This window comes from Streptomyces sp. NPDC107517, from assembly GCF_055582645.1.
In genome coordinates this window covers 37,209-61,096 of sequence record NZ_JBVJPM010000002.1, presented here as the reverse complement: position 1 = coordinate 61,096, position 23,888 = coordinate 37,209, and the positions used below count along the sequence as shown (strand labels likewise).

Sequence of the window (23,888 nt, the reverse complement as noted above, 5' to 3'; positions counted from 1 at the left end):
CGCATGCGAAGGCCCGGTGCGGCAGGCTGCCGCACCGGGCCTTCGGCCGGTACATCCCTACAGGTCAGAACACTCGTGCAGACAGGGCTACTTGACCCCCACCGCGCGGATGATCTCCTGGGTGACCTTGCCGCCCCGGTCGTCGCTCGCCGAGGCGCGCAGCGACACGTACTCCGCGTCGCCCGGCACCTTCAGCGTGCCCTTCCAGGACGCGCCGTGCCCGTCGAGGGTGACCTTCGTCCAGGTCTTGCCGTCGTCGTACGAGACCTCGAGGGTGCCGCCGCCGATCCTCCCGGTGTCCGGGGCGCCCTTGACGTACTCGGAGCTGATCCCGACGGGGACCCGGTGTCCGCCGCGGACATTGCCCGCGAGGTCGGTGTCGACGTCGAAGCCGAGGTTGAGCAGCGGCAGGAACGTCCACCGGTCGTCGGGGGTCTCGGCGGACTTGAACGTCCACTCGGAGTGGCCCTTCGTGGCCAGCTTCCAGCGCTCGGGGTCGAGCGTCGTGTCGGTGACGACCTTGTACGTGTGCTCGGCCGGGTCGGCGTCCCACACGTACACGCCGGAGCTCTTCTTGCGGTCCTTGAGCACCCCGTCGACGTACACCTCGGAGTTCTGCGTCTGGGTGCTGTCGCTCCACACGTCGCCGAACCCGGTGTGGTCGGGACCGGAGTCGCCCCAGCCGGGCACGTTGAACTGGAGGGTGTCGCCGGAGCGCTGCTGGCCCCAGCCGAGACCGGTGCCCAGCCACGGGTGCCAGACCGGCTTGAACCAGTCGAGCTCCTTGTGGGTGCCGCCCTTGTACGTGATCAGGCCGCTGCGCTGCTCCAGGTCGGTCGGGCCCGTCTGGACGGACTCGTGCCACTTCTGGCCGGCGCCGGTGGAGACGTAGTCGGTGCGCTCGGCCGGGTAGTCGATCTTCTCCAGGAAGCCGAGGCCGATACGGAAGGTGTCGGTGATCGAGTAGCGGAACTCGCCGCCGGCCTGGGGCTTCACGGCGTGGAACTTGGCGTCCAGGACGGCGAGTTCGGACGTGCCCGGCCGGTAGGTCAGGTCGCCGCCCGGGACGGCTCCCTTGTGCTCGTCGGTGATGTCGTACACCCAGGGCGTGTTGCGGGTGCCCGTCATCGTGACGCTGCGGCCCGCCTTCGCGTCCGCGGCGAGCTTCGCGCCGTCCGCTGCGTCGACCGTGGCGATCTGCAACGGCCGGTCGCCGTCGTCCGTGCCGAACCAGGCGTTGAGCCGGCCCGCGGCGTCGTCGGTGACGAACAGCGCCTTGGCGCCCGCGTCCTGCGCGGCCTGGGCGAGCTCGGCCGGGGAGAGCGCGTCGGTGCGCCGTACGAGGACGGCCTTGCCGCGCACGTCCCTGCCCGCGTAGTCGGCGGGCGCGCCGGCCCCGGCGTCCACGAGCGCGAGCCTGCTGCGGCCCTCGGTGAGGCTGCCGCCGGGCTGGACGACCGCCTCACGCAGGCCGTCCACCTGGAGCGAGGGCTTCCCGAGGCGCCACACGGTGCGGTACTCGAAGGACCCGTCGGTGACCTTGTGGGTGGGGGCCGCGAAGATGCTGTCGTACTTGACGGGCAGCTGGACCGCGCTCATGTAGTCGGCGCCGCCCGCCTTCCGGTCGGCCTCCATGAGCAGGTGGCGGGTCTCGGTGGTCCGGCCGACGTCGGCCTTGATCTCCTTCAACTGCCGCCCGTCGAGGGTGATCTCGCGGTCCCGGTCGAGCTTGACCTCGGGGTCCGCGAGGTAGCCCAGCCCGAGGGAGTCCTTGCCGTGGCTGCCGTGCACGTCGAGGTAGGACTCGACGTAGTACGAGCCGGGCTTCAGACGCAGCTGGAGGGTGCCGGAGTCACCGACCGTGGCGGGGAACGGATCGGTGTTGCCGACGAGTTGCTGCACGCCGAGATACGCGGCCGTCGCCGCGCCGTCCCGGTCCTTCACATGGACGGTGAGCGTGTACCGCTCCTCCTCCTTGACCAGGCCGAACGCGGTGTGCGCGACGGGCTTGCCGGCCACGGACGCGACGATGTGCCCGCTGGTGTTCCCGACCGCGGCCTTGGCGCCGTCGCCGGTCACGGTCGTGGAGGCGGTGCCGTGCGCGGGGACGGTCAGCTTGCTGTCGGCGAGCGAGACGACGCCGTCGGGCGCGCCCTGCGCCGCCAGCGTCAACTCCACCGCGCTGTCGGAGGAGTTGCTGTAGGTGACCGTCTTCGTGACCGGCTTGTTGCTCTCGTACGGCCACTTGTAGTAGCCGAGGTCGGCGCTGCCGGTCGCGGTGATGTCCGCGGTCACGGCGTCGGGCACGCTGACGCGCCCCGAGCCCAGGTCGTAGGCGGAGTCGGCGAGCTCCTTCGACGTCGACATCAGCCCGTCCTTGAGCTGCGCGCCCGTCCAGTCCGGGTGCTTCTGGGCGAGCAGGGCGGCGACACCGGCGACGTGCGGCGTCGCCATCGACGTACCGCTCATGGTGGTGTAGGGGCCGCTGCCGGAGACCAGCGAGGAGCGGGCGGCGAGGATGTCGACGCCGGGCGCGGACAGGTCGGGCTTGAGCCCGTTGTCCCCGAAGCGGGGGCCCTTGCTGGTGAAGTAGGCGGCCTCGTCGGCGGAGTCGACGGCGCCGACGGTGAGGGCGGAGTCGGCGGCACCCGGCGAGCCGATGGAGCCGGGGGCGCCGGAGTTGCCCGCGGCGATGACGAAGAGCGCGCCGGTCTCCTCGGACAGCGAGTTCACGGCGGCGGCCATCGGGTCGGTGCCGTCGCTGGCCTCGGACGAACCGAGGCTCATGGAGACGACCTTGGCGTGGATGTCCTTGGCGGCCCACTCCATACCGGCGATGATCTGCGACTCGCTGCCCGAGCCCTCGTTGCTGAGGACCTTGCCGACGGCGAGGGTCGCGTCGGGGGCGACGCCCTTCTCCTTGCCGTCGGAGGCGGCGCCGCTGCCGCCCACGGTCGAGGTCACGTGGGTGCCGTGGCCGTTGCGGTCCGCGACCTCCTGGCCCTCGATGAAGGACTTGGACTCGGTGACGCGGGACGCGAGGTCGGGGTGCGTGGCGTCGTACCCGGTGTCGAGGACGGCGACCTTGACACCCTTTCCGGTGAGCCCGGCCTCCCAGGCCTTCGGGGTACCGATCTGCTCGTTGCTCTCGGCCATGTCGGCCTTGACACGGCCGTCGAGCCAGATCTTGCCGATACCGTCGGCGAAGTCCTTGCCCTCGGGGGCGGTCACGGCGTTCCAGAACGTGCGGCCCTTGCCGGCGTCCAGGGCGGCGCCGCCGATGCTGCCGAGAGCGCGGGTCCGGTCGGCGCCCTTCGGGGTGCGCGCCGCGGAACGGGCGCTCTTGCCCGCGTACGACACGATGAGCGGCGTCGCATCGGCCTTGTTGTCGGCAAGCCCCTGACGTATCAGCTCACTCACGTCGAAGAGCCGCGCGTCCAGCGTTCCGGCCGCCAGGTAGGGGCGCGCCTCGTCCGGTACGACGCTGATGTTCCCGTCGTTCACCTGGGTCCTGACGGCCCCGGTCGCGCCCTTCGCGCGGTCGACGGTGACGGCCTTCTTCTCGCCGCCGAGGTCGGTGACGGTCACCTTGTCGCCGGTCACCAGGGTCACTGTGTGCGCGGCGCGCGCGGCGGGCGTGGTGGCGCGGGCCGCCGGGGCGGTGGTGTCACCGGCGACAGCCTGCCCGCCCGGAAGCAGCGCGAGCGCGAGCCCGGCCGACAGCAGGGCCGCGCTCCGTCTCGCTGGTCCTATGGTCATCGTTGCCTCTCTTCGTAAGCCTCGGGTCGGGGTGTTACCCGAGCGCTGCGAAGAGTGTGAAGTGCGCACTGTTACAGGGACATTGACGGGACCTGGCGGGAAGCTGCCCTGGCACCTTCCCGCCAGGGGGCGATCCGGACACGGTCCTGACGTCGTCCCGATGCCGGCGTCCGCGTGCGGCTGACAGCGTCAACACCCCTCGGCCACAATGGCGTCAGACATGTGCCACACGTTTCGACCGGTTTCACGGGGGCGGCATGGACGGTTTGGTGGAGTACGAGACCAAGGACCACACGACCGTGGTCTTCGAGGCGTCCGACGAGACGGGGGTGCGGCTCGTCTCGCGCGGGGGCCTGCCCACGGCGCAGGCGGTCGGCACGTTCGAGTCCGCGCTCGACGGGGCACGCTCGGCTGCCGAGTCGGCGCTGCGGGTCTTTCGCGAAGGGCCGCTCAAGCCGGACGGCGTGGAGATCGAGTTCGGCGTGAAGATGTCCGCGGAAGCGGGCGCGGTGATCGCCAAGGGCACGGCCGAGGGTCATCTGGTGGTGAAGCTCACCTGGTCGGCGAAGGACCGCACGGACACGGACGACGCGTGAACCGCCCCGACGGCCCCCGTCGCCCCATGCCGAACCCGGACGCCCTGCATCGCGCCCTGCACCAGCCGGGCTCCCCCACCCCGCACGGCGTACTCATCGGCTCGTCCCCCGCGGAACCGACGGCGGCCCGGAGGACCGGCCTCCCCTTCATCGGGCACGCCGCGAACCGCCGCACAGCCGCCCGCCCGACGCCGGCACCCGCCACGTGGTCCACCACCTGACGGACCCGCTCGACGCCACCCACCACTGACGCGCCCACGAGACCGGCCCGGCACACATCACCGCGACGGCGATCCGCCGCTTCGGCCGCCCCCGGCCGACCTCACGCCGTCGGCTTCCTCGCGTCGTACTTCAGGAACTTGCGCCACTTCAGGGCCAGCAGCAGGACCGCCACCGCGCACGCCGTGCCGCCGCCCGTGATCGCCACCGCGGGGGACGCGAGGTCGGCTGTCGAGCCTGCGACGAAGTCGCCGAGGCGGGGGCCGCCCGCCACGACCACGATGAAGACGCCCTGGAGGCGGCCCCGCATCTCGTCGGGGGCCGCGACCTGGAGCATCGTGCCGCGGAACACCATCGAGACGGTGTCCGCGCAGCCGGCGAGCGCGAGGAAGAAGAGGCCGAGCCAGAGGTTTCTGGTGAGGCCGAAGGCGGCGATCGCGAGGCCCCACGCGCACACGGCGAGGACGATCGCCAGGCCGTGGCGGTGCACGCGGCCCAGCCAGCCGGAGAACACCCCGCCCAGCAGCGCACCCACCGCCGGAGCAGCGACGAGCAGGCCGGTCGTCCGCGCGTCGCCGCCGTACCAGAGCAGCGCGACGGCCGGGTACAGGGCCCGCGGATACGCGAGGACCATCGCGCACATGTCCGAGAAGAAGGTCATCCGGAGGTTGGGCCGCCCGGCCAGGAACCGCAGGCCGTCCACCACGGACGCCCGCTTGCGCCGCTCGCCCTCCGGCACGTCCGGCAGCATCGCCGGCAACCGCCACATCGAGTACAGAGCCGCCGAGAAGGCGACCGCGTCGATCAGATACGCCGTCTGGTAGCCCCACAGGCCGACCACGACGCCGCCCAGCATGGGGCCGATGAGGCTGCCGGCGGTGCTCGTCATGGAGCCGAGCGCGTTCGCCGCCGGCAGGTGCTCGGGCGGCAGGAGGCGAGGGATCATCGAGGTGCGCGCCGGGGAGTTGAGCGCCCCGCACATCGCCTGGAGGGCCACGACCGCGTAGAGCAGCCAGACGCGGTGGTAGCCGGCGAGCGCCGCGACGGCCAGGGCCACGGACAGCGCGCACGAGCCGGTCGCGCTGTAGAGGCCGAGCTTGCGCCGGTCCATCGTGTCCGCGACGGCACCCCCGTAGAGGCCGAAGACGATCAGCGGGACCAGCGAGAACAGGCCGACCAGGCCCACGGAGAAGCTGGAGTGCGTGATGTCGTACACCTGGAGGGACACCGCGAGCGCGGTCATCGCCTGCCCCGTCCAGGACACCGTGTTGCCGACCCACAGGCGCCGGTAGTCGACGGAGATACGCAGCGGGGTGAGATCGGCGAGAATCCGGCGGCGACCACCCGGCGCGACGCCCTTCACCGGTGCGGGAGCGGTTATCGCAGGGGTCTCGGGGGCGTCTGCCTGGTCCGGCGAGGACGGGGTGCTGGTCACACGGGATGCTAACAACGCCCGGCAAGATCACCCGTCCGGCGGAACCCCGCCCGGCTCATTCCAGCGCGCGCCCGGCGCCACCCCGCCGCAGGATTTCAGGAGGGCCGTCATTTGACGACCCGTCACGGTCTGCGCTCTCGGGAGGATCTGCCATGACCGTCAGTCTGGAGCAGTTGCGCCGCTGCCATCTCGCCGTCGACCTGGGGGCCGCGCGGACCCGGGTGTACGTGAAGGGCTCGGGCCTGGTCGTCGACGAGCCGAGCGCCGCCGCCGTCAACACCCGCACCGGCGCACTCATCGCGGTCGGTGAGCTCGCCGAGAAGATGACGGGCCGCACCCCCGACTACATCCGCGTCATGCGCCCCGTCTCCGGCGGCACTGTCGTCGACATCGACATGGCCCAGCGCATGCTGCGCCACCTCATCGGCGAGAAGCTGCGCCGCACGCTGCGCCGCAAGCCCCGGCTGCGCGCCGCCGCCTGCACCCCGCACGACGCCGACCCGCTCGCGCAGCGCGCCGCCGTCGAGACCCTCGTCGGGCTCGGGGCGCGCCGCGTCGAACTCGTCGACACCCTCATCGCCGCCGCCGTCGGCTGCGACCTGCCCGTGGAGCGCCCCGAAGCCACGATGATCATCGTGTGCGGTGCGGCCACGACGCAGATCGCCGTCCTCTCCCTGGGCTCGATCGTGACCGCCGAGCGCCTCCCGGTCGGCGGCGACGCCATCGACCACGCGGTGGTCCAGCACCTGCGCCAGCACCACGAACTGATGCTCCCGTCCCAGTCCGTACGTCCCCTGCAGCTCGCCCTCAGCGGCAATGGCCTCACCCCGCACGGCCCGGAGTCGACGGAGATCCACGGCCGGGACGTGGCGACGGGACTGCCCCGCTCGGTGCTGGTCGACACGGCGGCCGTGCGCCACGCGATCCACACCCCGCTGACCGCCGTCCTCGACGGCATCGGCAAGGTCCTGCGGGACTGCCCGCCCGACCTGGTGGCCGACCTGGCCGACCGCGGCATCATGATGGTCGGCGGCAGCGCGCTGCTGCCCGGTTTCGACCAGATGCTGCGCGACGCCACGGGCGTACCGGTCCATATCGCCGAACGCCCTGACATCTGTGCGGTCCTCGGCCTCGGCGCGATGCTGGAGGGCAAGGTCCAGCCCCTGACCCTCACCCCGGTGGCCGGCTGATTCCGGCGACCGGGTTCGACGCGAGCCCGCCCACCTGCGCACCGTCCCTGGGACTCGGTGCGCGGGCGGGCGGGCTCGCCCTCGTCAGGTCGACTTCGCCTCGGGGGATCAACTCCTGCTGTGCACGGCCGGCGTGGCCGAGGCCCCGCGACACGCGAACGTCGAAGGACGTCCCCGCGCAGGGCAGTCCACGCACCCATCAGCAGGGTGCGCCGACCGGCGCCGATGAGCTCGGCGGCGAAGGCCGGCCGAGGCAGACCATCGGGAGCCTACGTTCTCCGGCATGGGGCGGCTCGCGTCCGCACGCGCGCAGAGGCATGACTGAGGAGGCGGGGGAGACCCGCTTGCTCTTGGCGAGTCCACGATGTTCATCGCGCCGCGTACTGGTGGGCTCGCCCTCCCCGCCACTTCACCCATGCCTCGTCATCGAGGAGAGCGCTGTGGACCGTCACGCCGGCCTGACAGAGGAGTTCGACGAGGTCAGCATCACTCCGGGCGATCCCGGCGACGTGCCCCTGGATTGCTACCCGTCGGCCCCCGGTGGGGGTGGGCGGGTGCACGACTATCGGAGTGGAGTCCATACGGCGAACGGTGCTACGGGCCGGCCGATCCCGCCCGTGGGCTCCCTCGGGAACGTTGCGCCGATCGCGTGACCGGACACATCGGCAGTGGCCCGAGGCCGTTCCCCGACCGGTGTCGGGGAACGGCCGGCCCGCAGGCCTGGCGGAGTGCGGCGGCGTCCGGCCGTCCCGGCCGCACGCCGCCAAGTATCTTGCCCGCCAAGCGGGTTCGCCTACTGGTACAGCTCCCGGGACTGCCTCGTCAAAGGGTGACTCGCAAGGCCGCTCGCACCGCTCGGTTCAGCCGGGCCGAGCACCTGTGTGTGCCGGATGCAAGGGCTCGCCGGGCCCTTGCGCTCAGCCGATCGGCTGACGTCTGCGGGGCCTGATCCGGCGACGGGCCCCCCTGGCCGGCCGCACGCGGGCCCCCGCATCACTCGTCGTGCGTGCCCGGCCGCGCCTTCATGAACGGCTGAATCGTCGCAGCGGCCCCGCAGGACCGGACAGCTTCGAAAGAAGCGCTTGAGACGTTGCCGTGAGGCGGCTTTCGTCAGGCCTTCCGGGGTCCGAACCTCGTGAGGATTCGAATGGCAAGGCGGGCTGCCAATGCTCTTCGAGGCGCCCCGTAGACCCCTGCCCGCAGATATCGGGCCGAGACGAAGACGGGTGACCAGCGAACTCCGCTTCCGAATCCTGATTCTGCGAAGCCCACTGATTCGCCACGAGATAGATGAGCGTGGCGACCGCATCCTGATCCACGACCACTGTACGACCGCTACCCACCGGCGCCTCGGGTTCCGAACTCTTCGAGCACCTGCTCTGTGCGATCGGAACGGCCCGCTCCCGACCCCCGACCTCGCCCGCCGACGGAACACCGGACACGCTCACCCTTGAAGGAATGGGCCGAATTCCGAGGGAATCTCTGCGTTCCTCGATGTAGTCGAACTGTTGGTAGAACCCGGACAGTTGAGACGTGGTCTCCGCGGATCCCGCGGCGATCTGCTCTCTGCCGCGCAGAAGTTCGCGATGCATTTCCCCGTACGCGCTGCCCAGCTTGACGGAGTCCTCGCCACGATCGCTCAGGCCGCTCGCGTAGGGGGCGGCGATGGCCAGCGCCGCCAGGCCCGACAGCCCGGAGATGAGAACCTGCGCCGTGAGCACGGAGGACTCGGCGACCACAGGCCAGGCCAGAAGGCCGGTGAGGAGGCTGACTCCTCCTGCGGCGACGCCGTAGAGGCGCTCCTTGCGCACGAGGCGGACGGCTTCGCGCGGCATCCTTCTTGCCCAGTACTCGGAGCTTTCGATGGTCTCTTCAAGTCTTTGCGAGATTGCTGCGGCGGCCGGTGTCTTCGTTTTCGTGAGCGATCTCTGCGGCATTTTCATGCATCCCTCAAGTCCGAAGGGGCGGGTTCGACATCACGGATCGACGGAGCAAGGCGGTCCGCGGCCTGGTGAACGCTCGGCCCGTGCACGGCCGGCATCCCACCCATTGCGGTTCTTTCGGCTGGTCGGCCATGACGCCGTTTCGTATACCCCCGTCCGTATACGGAATGTGCAGCATGGCCGACGACAGCCGACGCGACTTGGAATGGGCTCGATCGAGCCCGAGGAACCGGGCATACCTCGGGATGCCGTCGACGAAGCGCGACATGCCCATGGGTGCGCCCGAGATCACCGCGATGCAGGCACGGACGTGAGGTGATCCGTACGAACATTCAGCCATCTCGGGCGCGGCGTGCCCGGCTGGGATAACCTTTTGTTGATTGCCCCGGCCCGATTCCGGCGGGCCGGGGCCTCAACTAACCAGCGGCAGTATTACCAGCCGCCCTTGCCACCGCCGTTGCCGTAGCCGCCGCCGTAGCCGCCGCCGCGGCGGTCGTGGACCACACGGAAGCTGCCCACAACGCCGTTCTTGACGAACACGCCGCCGCGGATGTGGCGGGCGGGGACGATGCTGTTGCTGGTGCTCCACGGTCCGACCGTGGCAATGGGAGACCCGTTGTCGCAGGTCGCACCACGGAAGACCTCAACAGTCTTCCAGCTGTCGTTGCGGACGTTGAAGCTGCGCGAGCCCAGACCGCTGACCACAGTGATGCAGCCATCCCCGAGGGCCGAGTAGGACCGCTCGTTGAACTGGATCCGACCCTCGTAGTGGCGGCCCCCGCCGCCGTAGTTGTTGTCTTCCTTCTCCTTGCCCTGGCCGGAGTCGCCACCGAGGGGCGCCGCCGCGGGAGCAGCCGCCTGACGAACAGCCGGAGCAGCCGGGGCGGCCTCCGTGCCGGCAGCAGCGGCGTAGTTGATGCCGGTGGCGGCGAGGGCTGCAGCGCCGGCAATGGCGGCGGTGACAGCAATGGAGCGCTTGCTCATGTCAGTTTCTTCCTTCTCGGAGAGATCGGCCGGACAGCCGCTCTGTGAAAGAAGATACAGAGATCACCCCATATGTCGCTTATAAGACGTGCTGAAAATGCGAGAAATAATCCGAGTGGCCGTATGCCCGCGGCGGCGCCCGTCGACGGGGGCTCTCGCGTCGACTCTCAACTGACTTGATTCACAGGGCAGTTGACATCTCGTTAGTCCTATCAGGTGACTCACTGACGACTGCTCGGACTTCCGACGGCGTGTCGCAGATTCCCGCGTGTCGCGCAGTCGCTCGCGCCCCCTGCCGGTCGCGGCGAGGGTCGTCGACGCCCGGCAGACACGCCCGAGGACGGCGGCCTCGCGATCCCCAGCACACCCCTGGCGTCCCGGGTGCCTTCGGAGGTCACGGCCATCGCCACGCACGCCGGGCCGTTCGCTCCGGCCGTTCGCGACCTCGACGTCTACTGTGTCCGGGCCGTTCGCGACCCGGCCGTCCGCGACCTCGACGTCGACGGTGCCCCTCGCCGTGGATGAGCGGGAGCGCCGTCTCGTCCGATCCCGCCGTTCTTTCGGACGCTCCCCTACCGCCACTCTCCTACCGCGCGCGACGCCCCTCCCGGGCAGGTGCAGGGCCTCGGCAGCGAACCCTTGCGGGGTTGCCCGGGAAGTCACGACGCAGCGGGCCGGCCTGCGCGCGGGCCGACGGGGCCGAAGGGGGTCGAAAAGGCAGCGGAGGGGGATCGAGGGGGCGGAGCAATCAGATCACTGGGCGCCCCACCTGCCCGGCGCTCGAGGCGCCGAGGGCCGCGGTCATCGATGGCCCGCTCGACCGGCTCGCGCTTCCCCCCGAGCCAGGCGACGGAGGTTGCGCCCAACGGCTTGGTCGTCGGCCGTTCGGGCCGGCACCGGCGACCGGCGGTCTACCTGACGGGCAATCACGTCCGCCGAACGACGGATGCTCCGGTGTGTCGCAGGTTAAAACGTTCCTGCATCGGAAAACCTTGGTGGGGCGGGTGGGACTCGAACCCACGGCCGACGGATTATGAGTCCGCTGCTCTAACCGGCTGAGCTACCGCCCCGTTACGGCGTGGCGCGTACAAGTGTGCGCGCCGTCTGCCGCAGCATAGCCGCTCATACGATCTCCTGCTCCGGATGCTCGGCCTTGCTCACCGCAGAGGACCTCGCCACGCCCGCAGACGGTTCCACCTGGTGAAGAACACGACACGAGAAGACCCCCGGGGGTTCCCCGGGGGTCTTGTCCGTCAGCTCTCCCGACTGGACTCGAACCAGTAACCTGCCGGTTAACAGCCGGCTGCTCTGCCAATTGAGCTACAGGAGATCGAGCTCCCCCGACTGGACTCGAACCAGTAACCTGCCGGTTAACAGCCGGCTGCTCTGCCAATTGAGCTACAGGGGAATGTCTCGTTGCATCGAACGCACCTACCTGGGCACTCGCCAGGGGGCGTGCGCTCGCTGCGACACATACATTAGCGCAAGCAGGGGGGTGCTCCGCCAATCGGTTCCCCCGGTGATCACAAGGGAAGGGTGGCAGCCATGCGCTACCGGCTCACATTCGTCGCCGGTCTGGCCCTGGGATACGTGCTCGGGACCCGGGCCGGACGCGAGCGGTACGAGAAGCTGAAGAAGTCCGTCCGCGAGTTCACGCAGAACCCCGCCGTGCGGAACACGGCGGAGTCGGCGGCCCAGCAGACGCGTCACTTCGCGGGCAAGGCGATGCACTCTGTGGGCGAGAAGGTCGAGAGCCGGGTCCCCGACTCGGTGGCCGGCCGGGTGCGCTCGCTGCGGGAGCGCGGCCAGGGCGGCGACGGCCTCGAGGACGACTGGGGCACCAGCAACACCTGAGCCCCGGGGCCCGGAGAATGCGGGTCTTCGGCCCTGCCCCGGCCCGCGGGACGGGGCCTGCGCGGAGTGCGGCAGAATTCAGTCATGGGGATAGTCGCCGGGCTGGACAGTTCGCCCGATTTCACTCGGATCGTGGTCTGTGACGCGGACTCCGGTGCCGTGCTCAAGCAGGGCTATGCCCCGCACCCGCTGGAATCCGCCGAGGGCGGCGGCCGTCCCGCCGATGTCGATCCACAGGCGTGGCTCCTCTCACTCGGCGAGGCCGCGGGCGGCGGGCTGCTCGAAGGCGTGCAGGCCATCGGGGTCTCCACGCAGCAGAACGCGCTGGTGCCGCTGGACGCGCACGGCAACACCGTGCGGCCCGCGATGCCGGGGGGCGACAAGCGGACGCAGGCCTCGGCCGCGGATCTCATCGACCGGCTGGGCGGACGCGAGGCGTGGGCGCAGGCCGTCGGGTGTGTGCCGCAAGCCGCCCATCCGGTGACGAAGCTGCGGTGGCTGGCGAGGCACGAGCCGGAGGCCGCGCAGCGGGTCGCGCTCGTGCTCCAGGCCCACGACTGGCTCGTGTGGCAGCTCCTCGGCCGGCCCTCGCGGCGCACCACCGACCGGGGCGGCGCCTCGGGCACCGGCTACTGGTCGGCGGCGAGCGGCTCGTACCGCCCCGACCTGGTCGAGCTGGCGCTCGGGCACCAGGCGATGCTGCCGGAGGTGCTCGGCCCCGGGGACGCGGCGGGCACCACTCCGGAGGGGCTGATCATCTCTGCCGGTACGGGCGAGACGATGGCCGCGGCGTTCGGGCTCGGGGTGCGGCAGGGCGACGCCGTGGTGTCACTCGGCGCCTCGGGGTCGGTCATGGCGGTGCACCACGAGGCGCTCGTCGATCCGTCCGGGACGATCACCTCGCTCGCCGACGCGACCGGCATGCATCTGCCCGTCGTCCACACGCTCAATGCGGTGCGGACCCTGCGCGGTACGGCCGACATGCTCGGGCTCTCCGGGATCGAGGAGCTGTCCGGCCTGGCGATGAAGTCGACCCCCGGTTCGCACGGGCTGGTCATGCTGCCGTACCTGGAGGGCGAGAAGACGCCGAACCTGCCGCACACCGCGGGCACCCTGAGCGGGCTGCGGCGGGAGTCGATGAAGCCGGAGCATCTCGCGCGGGCCGCGTTCGAGGGCATGCTGTGCGGGCTCGCGGACGCCATGGACGTCCTGCGGGCGCGTGGGGTCGAGGTGCGGCGGGTGTTCCTGCTCGGGGCGGCGGCCGAGCTGCCGGCGGTGCAGGCCGCGGCGCCGATGCTGTTCGGGACGCAGGTCGTGGTGCCGCAGCCCGCGGACTACGCGGCGCTGGGTGCGGCGCGGCAGGCGGCGTGGGCGCTGAGCGGTCAGCTGCCGCAGTGGCAGGGCGCGGCCGCGCAGGTTCTGGAGCCGGGCGAGGAGCTGCCCGTCGGGCAGGCGGTGCGCCAGCAGTTCACCGCCGTACGGGAGCAGACCCACCCCGGAGCGTTCGATTCCGTGGGGGCGTGAGCGTTTCGTCCCGCTCCGCATGGGTTTCTTGGCGTGCTCTTGGCTAAATGGGTTGAGGTAACGCGGGTGGAGTGTCGGACGATGGGGGTCGTGCACCACTGACCCCTCATGACGGCCGACTTCGAGAGACCGAGCGTGCTCATACGACTCCTGCGGACCTACCTCGGTCCGTACAAGAAACCCATCGGCGTGCTGGTACTGCTGCAGTTTCTGCAGACCTGCGCCTCGCTCTATCTGCCCACCCTCAACGCGGACATCATTGACAACGGTGTCGTGAAGGGGGACACGGGCTACATCCTGGCCTTCGGCGCCATCATGATCGCGATCACCGTGGTCCAGATGGTCTGCAACATCGGCGCCGTGTACTACGGCGCGCGCACCGCGTCCGCGCTCGGACGGGACGTCCGGGCCTCCGTGTTCGACCGCGTGCAGTCCTTCTCGGCGCGCGAGATGGGCCAGTTCGGGGCGCCGTCCCTGATCACCCGCACGACGAACGACGTGCAGCAGATCCAGATGCTCACGCTCATGACGTTCACGCTGATGGTGTCGGCGCCGATCATGTGCGTCGGCGGCATCGTCATGGCACTGGGCCAGGACGTTCCCCTGTCGGGCGTGCTGCTCGCCGTGGTGCCGGTCCTCGGGATCAGCGTCAGCCTGATCGTGCGCCGCCTGCGCCCGCTGTTCCGCACCATGCAGGTGCGGCTCGACACGGTGAACCGGGTGCTGCGCGAGCAGATCACGGGTAACCGCGTCATCCGCGCCTTCGTGCGCGACGGCTACGAGAAGGAGCGCTTCCGCGAGGCCAACTCCGATCTGACCGCGGTCTCCCTCGGCACCGGCAAGCTCCTCGCGCTGATGTTCCCGATCGTCATGACCGTGGTGAACATCTCGTCGATCGCCGTCGTCTGGTTCGGCGCGCACCGCATCGACAGCGGCGGCATGCAGATCGGCGCGCTCACCGCGTTCCTCGCCTATCTGATGCAGATCGTGATGAGCGTCATGATGGCCACCTTCATGTTCATGATGGTGCCGCGCGCCGAGGTCTGTGCCGAGCGCATCCAGGAGGTCCTCTCCACCGAGTCCAGCGTCGTGCCGCCGTCCGCGCCGGTGCGGGAGCTGCGCAGCCACGGTCATCTGGAGATCCGGGACGCGGGCTTCCGCTACCCGGGTGCCGAGGAACCCGTGCTCAAGGCCATCCAGGTCACCGCGCGCCCCGGTGAGACGACCGCCGTCATCGGCTCGACCGGCAGCGGCAAGTCCACCCTCCTCGGCCTGGTGCCGCGGCTGTTCGACGCGACCGACGGCGAGGTCCTGGTGGACGGCGTCGACGTGCGCACCATCGAGCCGGCGGTCCTCGCCAGGACCGTCGGGCTCGTGCCGCAGAAGCCGTACCTCTTCGCGGGGACCGTCGCGACGAATCTGCGGTACGGCGATCCGAACGCGAGTGACGAGGACCTGTGGCACGCCCTGGAAGTGGCGCAGGCCAAGGACTTCGTGGAGAAGCTGGAGAACGGGCTCGACTCCCCCATCGCGCAGGGCGGCACCAATGTGTCCGGCGGTCAGCGCCAGCGGCTCGCGATCGCGCGGACGCTGGTGCAGCGGCCCGAGATCTATCTCTTCGACGACTCGTTCTCCGCGCTCGACTACGCGACGGACGCCGCGCTGCGGGCCGCGCTGGGGCACGAGACCGCCGAGGCGACCGTGGTGATCGTGGCCCAGCGGGTCTCCACCATCCGCGACGCGGACCGCATCGTGGTCCTCGACGAGGGTCATGTCGTGGGCACGGGCACCCATCACGAACTGATGGCCGGCAATGAGACGTACCGGGAGATCGTTCTCTCCCAGCTGACGGAAGCGGAGGCGGCCTGATGGCGGGGCCAGGCGGGCGGATGATGGCCGGGGGCGGCCCCGACCAGCGTTCGATGGACTTCAAGGGCTCGGGCAAGCGGCTCATCAGGCAGTTCAAGCCCGAGAAGACGACGATGTACGCGATGGTCGCGTGCGCCGTCCTGAGTGTGGGCCTGTCGGTGCTGGGCCCGAAGATCCTGGGCCGGGCGACCGACCTGGTCTTCGCGGGCATCATCGGGCGTGAGATGCCGTCCGGGAGCAGCAAGGCGCAGGTCATCGCGGGGATGCGGGCCAAGGGTGACTCCGGGATCGCCGACATGCTCTCCGGGATCGACTTCACGCCCGGCCAGGGCATCGACTTCGACGCCGTGGGCTCCGTGCTGGGACTCGCCCTCTGTACGTTCCTGGGGGCCGGTCTCCTGATGGCCGTGGCGACGCGGCTGTCGAACCGGGCGCTCAACAAGACCGTCTTCCGGATGCGCGAGGACATCCAGGCGAAGCTGTCGCGCCTTCCGCTGTCGTACTTCGACAAGCGGCAGCGCGGTGAGGTCCTCAGCCGCGCCACGAACGACATCGACAACATCGGCCAGACGCTGCAGCAGACGATGGGCCAGCTCATCAACTCGCTGCTCACCATCATCGGCGTGCTGGTGATGATGTTCTGGATCTCGCCGCTGCTCGCGCTGGTCGCGCTGGTGACGGTGCCGCTGTCGTTCCTGATCGCGACGCGGGTCGGCAAGCGGTCGCAGCCGCAGTTCGTGCAGCAGTGGAAGACCACCGGCAAGCTGAACGCGCACATCGAGGAGATGTACACCGGCCACACCCTGGTGAAGGTGTTCGGGCGTCAGGAGGAGTCGGCGAAGGCGTTCGCCGAGCAGAACGACGCGCTCTACGAGGCCGGGTTCAAGGCGCAGTTCAACAGCGGGATGATGCAGCCGCTGATGTTCTTCGTGTCGAACCTGAACTACGTGCTCGTCGCCGTGGTGGGTGGCCTGCGGGTCGCCTCGGGTTCGCTGTCGATCGGTGACGTCCAGGCGTTCATCCAGTACTCGCGGCAGTTCTCCATGCCGCTGACCCAGGTCGCCTCGATGGCGAACCTGGTGCAGTCGGGCGTCGCGTCGGCCGAGCGGATCTTCGAACTGCTCGACGCGGACGAGCAGGAGGCCGACCCGGTGCCGGGCGAGAAGCCCGATCTGCTGCGCGGGCTCGTCGAGTTCGAGAACGTGTCGTTCCGCTACGAGCAGGACAAGCCGCTCATCGAGGACCTGTCGCTCGCCGTGGAGCCGGGTCACACCGTCGCCATCGTGGGCCCGACCGGCGCCGGCAAGACGACGCTGGTCAACCTGCTGCTGCGGTTCTACGAGGTGACCGGCGGGCGCATCACCCTCGACGGGGTCGACGTGGCGAAGATGTCGCGCGACGAACTCCGTTCCGGGATCGGCATGGTGCTCCAGGACACCTGGCTGTTCGGCGGCACGATCGCGGACAACATCGCGTACGGCGCCGCGAAGGACGTCACGCGGGAGCAGATAGAGGAGGCGGCACGGGCCGCCCACGCGGACCGGTTCATCCGGACGCTGCCCGAGGGCTACGACACCGTGATCGACGACGAGGGGGCGGGGGTCAGCGCCGGTGAGAAGCAGCTCATCACCATCGCGCGCGCGTTCCTGTCGGACCCGGTGATACTCGTCCTCGACGAGGCGACGAGCTCGGTCGACACCCGAACCGAGGTGCTCATCCAGAAGGCGATGGCGCGGCTCGCGCACGGACGGACCAGCTTTGTCATCGCCCACCGGCTGTCCACGATCCGCGATGCCGACACCATCCTCGTGATGGAGAACGGGGACATCGTGGAGCAGGGCACGCACGATGCGCTGCGCGCCGCGGGTGGGGCGTACGAGCGGCTGTACGAGGCTCAGTTCGCGCAGGCTGTGGCTGAGGTGGAGTAGGCGCCACAGGGGTTCGCGGGGGCTGTGCGTACGGGTTGTCCGTGGCTGAGCGCGCAGCTCCCCGCGCCCCTTGCGGGGCGCTGCCCCCGCGTCAGTCCAAATAGCCCCTCAGCTGGTCCGCGAACGCGTGGTCCCTGAGTTTGTTCAGGGTCTTGGACTCGATCTGGCGGATGCGTTCGCGGGTCACTCCGAAGATGCGGCCGATCTCCTCCAGCGTGCGGGGGCGGCCGTCCGCAAGGCCGTAGCGGAGCTGGACCACCTTGCGTTCGCGTTCGCCGAGGGTCGAGAGGACCGCCTCCAGGTGTTCGCGCAGGAGGAGGAACGCGGCCGATTCGACGGGGGACGTCGCGTCGCCGTCCTCGATCAGGTCGCCCAGCGCGACATCGTCCTCCTCGCCCACCGGCGCGTGCAGCGACACCGGTTCCTGGGCCAGACGCAGGACTTCGCTGACTCGCTCGGGCGCGAGTTCGAGGTGGGCGGCGACCTCTTCGGGGGTGGGTTCGTAGCCGCGTTCCTGGAGCATGCGGCGCTGGACGCGGACGACCCGGTTGATCAGCTCGACGACGTGCACCGGGACACGGATCGTGCGGGCCTGGTCGGCGAGGGCCCTCGACATGGCCTGCCGGATCCACCAGGTCGCGTACGTCGAGAACTTGTAGCCGCGGGCGTAGTCGAACTTCTCGACCGCCCTGATCAGGCCGAGGTTTCCCTCCTGGACCAGGTCCAGCATCGTCAGGCCGCGGCCCACGTAGCGCTTGGCGACCGAGACGACCAGTCGGAGGTTGGCCTCGATGAGGCGGCGCTTGGCCATCCGGCCCATGACGACGAGTTTGTCGAGGTCGATGGCGAGCTGGGAGTCGGGATCGGGGGTGCCCGTCAGCTTCTCCTCGGCGAAGAGTCCGGCCTCGACCTTGCGGGCCAGGTCGACCTCCTGCGCGGCCGTGAGCAGCGGGATCCGTCCGATCTCGCGCAGGTACTGGCGGAACAGGTCCGAGGACGGGCCGCCGGTGTCGGTGCGGCCGCGCGAGGGCGGGAGCTCGGGGGTCTCGGCGTCCACCGTGTCGAGGAGGAGGGCGACGGGCGGGCGGGACCCGGCCTCCCGCGCCTCCGTCTCCGCGTCGGGCTCCGCCTCCGGCTCGGGCTCCGACTCGGGTTCCTGCTCCGGCAGTTCGGCGGTGTCGGCCGGCTTCCGGGCGCCGGCGGGACCGCCGGGCGGATCGGCGTCCGGGTGGTTCTCCGGCCCCCTCTGCTGGGGGACGGCCGGGAGTGCCTCCGCGTCCGCGTCCGGGTCCGGCGCGGGGGCGCTCTGACGCGCGGCACCGGTCTGGCTGAGGGTCTGGGTCTGCACGGGGGCGACCTCCAAGGTGATCGCTGCTGAGGCGTGCGGCAGGGGTACACCGGGATCGGCGACGGCGGCCACACCGCTGTCCGTCCCGTACGCGATAGGCGGAACCGCGGGGGTGTCGGACCCGTTGTCGGGGTTCCGGCCGCGCTCCGAGGACTCAGGCACCGGACCCAGTGTGCTGTACGACACAACGCCGCCACGAGGGGCGTGCGGCGACTTTTTGAGTCCGGTGCGTGACCGCCCGGTTACCGTGCACGACGCCTGCCCCCGCCCGGACGGGTCGAAACCGGCCGGGCGGGCCGAAAACCGGCCGGGCGGGCCTCGCCACGGGCCCGCGGGGCGCGGCGGGTCAGAGCGCCTGCGCGCCGAGGTCCTGCAGCGCCCTGTCGTAGCGCTGGAGGACCATCAGCTCCTCCTGGACGGCGGACAGGCGCGCCGGGTCGCCGTGCGTGCCCAGGCGGGTCAGGGAGCCCTGTACGTCGCGGATGCGCCGGTCGACGGCGCGGCGGCGCACGGCGACGAGCTGCTGGCCCGCGTACACCTCGTCGACGGATCTGCGCAGGATCGCCTCGACGGCGAGCTCGGTGACCATGGCACGCACCGTGTCGTCGGGGGCCGCCTCCCGCACCCGTACGAGATACGCCTGCGGGTCCTGGGTTCCGAGGTCGGCGCCGCCCGCCTCGATGATCGCCTCGCGCACCGCGGCGTACGGGGCGGCGGTGAACTCGTCCACGCCGTACGCGTCGAAGGCCGGGGAGACCAACTCGGGCCGCTGGAGGGCGAGTTTGAGCAGCTCGCGCTCCGTGGCGTACACGGGGTTGCGCAGGGTGAGGGCGGGACCGGCGGCAGAGGCGCGCGTCGCCACGGCCTCGTAGGACTGCTGCGGGCGGGCCGGGGCGGGGCCGCGGCCACCGCGGTCGCGGGCCCAGCGGGCGAGCTGCGAGACGCGCTTGACGACGAACTGGGTGTCGAGGATGCCGAGCATGCCGGCGAGCTGGACGGCCACCTCGTGCTGCGCGCCGCTGTTCTTGATGCGGGCGACGACGGGGGCGGCCTCGTCCAGCGCGGAGGCGCGGCCGGCGGGGGTCTCCAGGTCGTACCGGGAGACGATGTGGCGCAGGGCGAACTCGAAGAGCGGGGTGCGGGGTTCGACGAGGTCGGCGACCGCCTCGTCACCCTTGGCCAGGCGCAGGTCGCAGGGGTCCATGCCGTCGGGGGCCACGGCGATGTACGTCTCGGCGGCGAACTTCTGGTCGTCCTCGAAGGCGCGCAGGGCGGCCTTCTGGCCCGCCGAGTCGCCGTCGAAGGTGAAGATCACGCGGGCGCTTCCGTTGTCCATGAGGAGGCGGCGCAGGATCTTGATGTGGTCGCCGCCGAAGGCGGTGCCGCAGGTGGCGATGGCGGTGGTGATGCCGGCGAGATGGCAGGCCATCACGTCCGTGTACCCCTCGACGACGACCGCGCGGCTCGACTTGGCGATCTCCTTCTTCGCGAGGTCGATGCCGTAGAGCACCTGGGACTTCTTGTAGATCGGCGTCTCGGGCGTGTTCAGGTACTTCGGACCGTTGTCGTCGTCGCGCAGGCGGCGGGCGCCGAAGCCGACGACCTCGCCGCCGATGTCGCGGATGGGCCACATGAGGCGGCCGCGGAAGCGGTCGATGGGGCCGCGGCGGCCCTCCTGGGCGATCCCGGAGGTGATGAGCTCCTTGTCGGTGAACCCCTTGCCGCGCAGGAAGCGCGTGAGGTGGTCCCAGCCGGCCGGGCTGTAGCCGACGCCGAAGTGCGCGGCGGCGGCCTGGTCGAAGCCGCGCTCGGCGAGGAACTTGCGGCCGATCTCCGCCTCGGCGCTCTCCAGCTGGTCCACGTAGAACTGGGCGGCCGCCTTGTGCGCCTCGACCAGACGGATGCGCTCACCGCGCTGGTGCGAGGGGTTGTAGCCGCCCTCCTCGTACCGCAGGGTGATGCCCGCCTGGCCGGCGAGGCGCTCCACGGCCTCGGAGAAGGAGAGGTGGTCGACCTTCATCACGAACGTGATGGTGTCGCCGCCCTCCTGGCAGCCGAAGCAGTGGAAGAAGCCCTTGCTGGGGCTGACCTGGAAGGACGGCGACTTCTCGTCGTGGAAGGGGCACAGGCCCTTGAGGTTCCCGCCGCCCGCGTTGCGCAGTTGCAGGTACTCGGACACCACGGCGTCGATCGGGACCGCGTCCCGGACCGCCTTCACGTCCTCGTCATTGATCCTGCCTGCCACGCAAGAATTCTACGGTGACCCGCCGACACTCACGTCACCCGTCCTCCCCCTCGAGCAGCGCCGTGAGCGCGACGGAGGGATCCGCCAGGCGTTCCGTCCCGGGCCTGGCACCGGAGCGGATGAGGGCCTGGATGGTCTCCGTGACGTCCCACACGTTCACGTTCATCCCGGCGAGCACCCGCCCGTCCTTGAGCCAGAACGCGATGAACTGCCGCTTGCCCGCGTCCCCCCGGATGACCACCTGGTCGTAACTGCCCGGGGGCGCCCAGCCCGAGTACTCGAGGCCGACGTCGTACTGGTCGGAGAAGAAGTACGGCACGCGGTCGTACGTCACCTCCTGGCCCAGCATGGCGCGGGCGGCGGCCGGGCCGCCGTTGAGCGCGTTGGCCCAGTGCTCGACGCGCAGCCGGGTCCCGAAGAGGGGGTGCTGCACGGCCGCCACGTCACCGGCCGCGTAGATGTCCGGGTCGGAGGTGCGCAGCGAGGCGTCGACGGCGATGCCGCCGCCGTGCGAACGGTCGGCGAGTTCGATCCCGGCGGACTCGGCGAGCGAGACGCGTGGGGCGGCGCCGATCGCGGCCAGCACGTCATGGGCCGGGTGCTCCTCGCCGTCGTCGGTGAGGGCGGCGAGGACCATGCCATCCTGGCCGGTGATGCCGGTGAGACGGGTCCCGAAGTGGAAGCGGACGCCGTGCTCGGTGTGCAGGTCGGCGAGGATCTGGCCGATTTCGGGGCCGAGAACCGCGTGCAGCGGGGTCGCCTCGGGCTCGACGACGGTGACCTCGGCACCGTACTCGCGGGCCGCCGCGGCGACCTCCAGGCCGATCCAGCCCGCGCCCGCGATCACGATGTGGCCGTTGTCCCGGCCGAGGGAGGCGAGGACACCCTTCAGGCGCTCCGCGTGGGCGAGGCGGCGCAGGTGATGCACGCCGGCCAGTTCGGTGCCCGGGATGTCCATGCGGCGCGGCTCGGCGCCGGTGACCAGGAGCAGCTTGTCGTAGTGGACGACCGTGCCGTCGCCGAGCCGGACGTTCTTCACGGCCGGGTCGACCGCTACGACGGTCTGGCCGAGGTGCAGCTCGATGTCGTTCTGCGCGTACCAGGCCGGTTCGTGGACGAAGACGCTGTCCCGTTCCTCCTTGCCCTGGAGATAGCCCTTGGACAGGGGTGGGCGTTCGTACGGATGATCCCTCTCGTCCCCGATGAGGATCACCCTGCCGTTGAAGCCCTCGGAGCGCAGCGTCTCGGCCGCTTTCGCTCCGGCGAGCCCGCCTCCGACAATGACGAACGTCTGATCCGCGTCGACCACGTGATGCCTCCTCTTTGCCATGGCGCCATATGCGAGCGTCCCGCACGGAGCGTGATGCGGGAAGGGGGCAGGGTCCGAACAGGGCATCTTTCCGTCACGCCCAGTGGTCGGTGGCCGGTTTCGCGACGAGGACGACGACCCTGCACCGGAGCGCGATCCGCACGAACCCCGCTCTGCGACGCAGCACGGTGCGGTGCGGAGTGGTGTGGTGTGGTGTGGTGCGGGCCCCGAGGGCCCATCGGACGAGAAGGTGCGGGCCGGGCGGCCGCCCTGCCGGTGGGTCAGCTGATCGGGCCGGCCCGGGCGCTCGCCCTCGAAGCCCTCATGGACGGGGCCCTGTGAGCCGCGCGTGCAGCTCGCGGGCCGAGGCGTCGGTGAGGGAGGAGATCTGGTCGACGATCACGCGCTTGCGGGAGCGGTCGTCGCCCGCCGCGTCGAACAGCGCGTGGAACTGCGGGTCGAGGCCGTCGGGGGCACGCCGGGTGAGCGCCTCGGCGAGCTCCGCCACGACGATGCGCTGGTCGGCGCGGAGCCGCTCCTGCTGCGGACGCTGCATCACATACCGGTCGGCGACCGCCTTGAGGACCGCGCACTCGTGCCGTGCCTCGCGCGGCACCACCAGCTCGGCCCCGTAGCGCGTGAGCCGGCCCGAGCCGTAGCGGGCGCGCGTGGCGCCCTCCGCCGCGAGGCAGAAGCGGCCGATGAGCTGGCTCGTCGCATCCTTGAGACGGGCCTGCGCGACCGCCGTACCGTCGTATCCGTGCGGCCACCACTCCTGGTCGAGGAGCCGGTCGAGCGCCGCCGCGAGCTCTTCGGGGTCCGTGTCCGCCGGTACGTAACGGCCGATCGCGACCGCGTAGATGTCACGGCGCTCCGGCTCGGCGTGCAGCATGTTCGGGTCCAGGTGGCCGGCGTGCAGGCCGTCCTCCAGGTCGTGCACCGAGTACGCGACGTCGTCCGACCAGTCCATGACCTGCGCCTCGAAGCAGGTGCGTCGCTCGGGCGACTCCTTGCGGATCCAGTCGAAGACCGGGCGGTCGTCCTCGTACACGCCGAACTTGGGCGAGGCCGGGTCGGTGGGGTGGCCGCCGCGGGGCCACGGGTACTTCGTCGCGGCGTCCAGCGCGGCGCGCGTGAGGTTCAGGCCCACGCTGACCAGCTCGTCCGTGTCGGCGCTGCGGACGAAGCGCTTGGGTTCGATACGGGTCAGCAGGCGCAGCGACTGCGCGTTCCCCTCGAAGCCGCCGCAGTCCTGCGCCACCTCGTTCAGCGCCTGTTCGCCGTTGTGGCCGAAGGGCGGGTGGCCCATGTCGTGCGAGAGGCAGGCCGTCTCCACGAGGTCCGGGTCGCAGCCGAGCGCCGCGCCGAGCTCCCGGCCCACCTGCGCGCATTCCAGGGAGTGCGTCAGCCGGGTGCGGGGGCTGGCGTCCCAGACTCGGTTCATCGTGCCGGGGGTGACCACCTGGGTCTTGCCCGCGAGACGGCGCAGCGCCGAGGAGTGCAGGACGCGGGCGCGGTCGCGCTGGAAGGCGGTGCGGCCGGGGCGCTTGTCCGGCTCGGGGGCCCAGCGCTCCGCCGCCGCCGCGTCGTAGCCGGAACGGTCGACGGAGTGGGAGGGGGTGGTGGGGACGGACGGGTCCAGTTTCGCTGCGGGTGTCTCGTGCGTGCCTTCCATGGACTGACAG

Annotated in this window: 15 protein-coding genes and 3 tRNA genes; 7 read left to right on the top strand and 11 right to left on the bottom strand. The window is 70.8% G+C overall.

The window, feature by feature from the left end:
• Positions 1 to 87: 87 nt before the first annotated feature.
• Complete coding sequence (locus ACZ67T_RS03980; RefSeq protein ID WP_469981431.1) at positions 88 to 3,759, bottom strand: S8 family serine peptidase; 3,672 nt, start codon at positions 3,757 to 3,759, stop codon at positions 88 to 90.
• A gap of 257 nt (positions 3,760 to 4,016) precedes the next feature.
• Here ACZ67T_RS03980 and ACZ67T_RS03975 point away from each other — a divergent pair, with 257 nt between their 5' ends.
• On the top strand, positions 4,017 to 4,355 hold the full coding sequence (locus ACZ67T_RS03975; RefSeq protein ID WP_469981430.1) for a CU044_2847 family protein: 339 nt from the start codon (positions 4,017 to 4,019) through the stop codon (positions 4,353 to 4,355).
• Positions 4,352 to 4,576 carry a hypothetical protein gene (locus ACZ67T_RS03970; RefSeq protein ID WP_469981429.1) on the top strand — a complete coding sequence of 75 codons (225 nt, stop codon included), beginning with the start codon at positions 4,352 to 4,354 and terminating at the stop codon, positions 4,574 to 4,576. The genes ACZ67T_RS03975 and ACZ67T_RS03970 overlap by 4 nt, the downstream gene beginning before the upstream one ends.
• A 101-nt stretch (positions 4,577 to 4,677) precedes the next feature.
• Here the strand turns inward: ACZ67T_RS03970 and ACZ67T_RS03965 are convergent, their stop codons facing one another.
• Positions 4,678 to 5,955, bottom strand: a complete 1,278-nt coding sequence (locus ACZ67T_RS03965) for an MFS transporter (RefSeq protein ID WP_469982239.1) — start codon at positions 5,953 to 5,955, stop codon at positions 4,678 to 4,680.
• A gap of 206 nt (positions 5,956 to 6,161) precedes the next feature.
• Here ACZ67T_RS03965 and mreB point away from each other — a divergent pair, with 206 nt between their 5' ends.
• Positions 6,162 to 7,199, top strand: coding sequence for a rod shape-determining protein MreB (gene mreB, locus ACZ67T_RS03960; protein WP_469981428.1), 1,038 nt, complete (start codon positions 6,162 to 6,164; stop codon positions 7,197 to 7,199).
• Between the two features lie 1,022 nt (positions 7,200 to 8,221).
• Here mreB and ACZ67T_RS03955 read toward each other — a convergent pair.
• The 5 genes from ACZ67T_RS03955 to ACZ67T_RS03935 all read right to left on the bottom strand — a co-directional run bounded on the left by ACZ67T_RS03955 (position 8,222) and on the right by ACZ67T_RS03935 (position 11,534).
• The gene (locus tag ACZ67T_RS03955; RefSeq protein ID WP_469981427.1) at positions 8,222 to 9,136 is read right to left on the bottom strand and encodes a hypothetical protein; all 915 of its coding nucleotides are present in this window, start codon (positions 9,134 to 9,136) and stop codon (positions 8,222 to 8,224) included.
• Positions 9,137 to 9,574: 438 nt separating this feature from the next.
• Complete coding sequence (locus ACZ67T_RS03950) at positions 9,575 to 10,126, bottom strand: hypothetical protein (RefSeq protein ID WP_469981426.1); 552 nt, start codon at positions 10,124 to 10,126, stop codon at positions 9,575 to 9,577.
• Positions 10,127 to 11,119: 993 nt separating this feature from the next.
• Positions 11,120 to 11,196, bottom strand: a tRNA-Ile gene (locus ACZ67T_RS03945).
• Positions 11,197 to 11,383: 187 nt separating this feature from the next.
• Positions 11,384 to 11,456 (bottom strand) — tRNA-Asn (locus ACZ67T_RS03940).
• A 5-nt stretch (positions 11,457 to 11,461) separates the two neighbouring features.
• A tRNA-Asn gene (locus ACZ67T_RS03935) sits at positions 11,462 to 11,534 on the bottom strand.
• A gap of 137 nt (positions 11,535 to 11,671) precedes the next feature.
• Here ACZ67T_RS03935 and ACZ67T_RS03930 point away from each other — a divergent pair.
• The 4 genes from ACZ67T_RS03930 to ACZ67T_RS03915 all read left to right on the top strand — a co-directional run bounded on the left by ACZ67T_RS03930 (position 11,672) and on the right by ACZ67T_RS03915 (position 17,301).
• Entirely contained in the window at positions 11,672 to 11,980 is a 309-nt protein-coding gene (locus ACZ67T_RS03930) for a YtxH domain-containing protein (RefSeq protein ID WP_469981425.1), read from the top strand.
• A gap of 84 nt (positions 11,981 to 12,064) precedes the next feature.
• On the top strand, positions 12,065 to 13,504 hold the full coding sequence (locus tag ACZ67T_RS03925; RefSeq protein WP_469981424.1) for a xylulokinase: 1,440 nt from the start codon (positions 12,065 to 12,067) through the stop codon (positions 13,502 to 13,504).
• Positions 13,505 to 13,639: 135 nt separating this feature from the next.
• Positions 13,640 to 15,373, top strand: a complete 1,734-nt coding sequence (locus tag ACZ67T_RS03920; protein WP_469981423.1) for an ABC transporter ATP-binding protein — start codon at positions 13,640 to 13,642, stop codon at positions 15,371 to 15,373.
• Entirely contained in the window at positions 15,373 to 17,301 is a 1,929-nt protein-coding gene (locus ACZ67T_RS03915) for an ABC transporter ATP-binding protein (RefSeq protein ID WP_469981422.1), read from the top strand. Before ACZ67T_RS03920 ends, ACZ67T_RS03915 begins: the two co-directional genes overlap by 1 nt.
• Positions 17,302 to 17,392: 91 nt before the next feature.
• Here ACZ67T_RS03915 and ACZ67T_RS03910 read toward each other — a convergent pair whose 3' ends face one another.
• The 4 genes from ACZ67T_RS03910 to ACZ67T_RS03895 all read right to left on the bottom strand — a co-directional run bounded on the left by ACZ67T_RS03910 (position 17,393) and on the right by ACZ67T_RS03895 (position 23,878).
• Positions 17,393 to 18,811: an RNA polymerase sigma factor gene (locus tag ACZ67T_RS03910; protein WP_469981421.1), complete on the bottom strand. Its 1,419-nt coding sequence runs from the start codon at positions 18,809 to 18,811 to the stop codon at positions 17,393 to 17,395.
• 184 nt (positions 18,812 to 18,995) lie between these two features.
• Positions 18,996 to 20,894: a DNA primase gene (gene dnaG, locus ACZ67T_RS03905; protein ID WP_469981420.1), complete on the bottom strand. Its 1,899-nt coding sequence runs from the start codon at positions 20,892 to 20,894 to the stop codon at positions 18,996 to 18,998.
• A gap of 34 nt (positions 20,895 to 20,928) precedes the next feature.
• Entirely contained in the window at positions 20,929 to 22,203 is a 1,275-nt protein-coding gene (locus tag ACZ67T_RS03900; protein ID WP_469981419.1) for an NAD(P)/FAD-dependent oxidoreductase, read from the bottom strand.
• 322 nt (positions 22,204 to 22,525) lie between these two features.
• The gene (locus ACZ67T_RS03895) at positions 22,526 to 23,878 is read right to left on the bottom strand and encodes a deoxyguanosinetriphosphate triphosphohydrolase (protein ID WP_469981418.1); all 1,353 of its coding nucleotides are present in this window, start codon (positions 23,876 to 23,878) and stop codon (positions 22,526 to 22,528) included.
• Positions 23,879 to 23,888 lie beyond the last annotated feature (10 nt).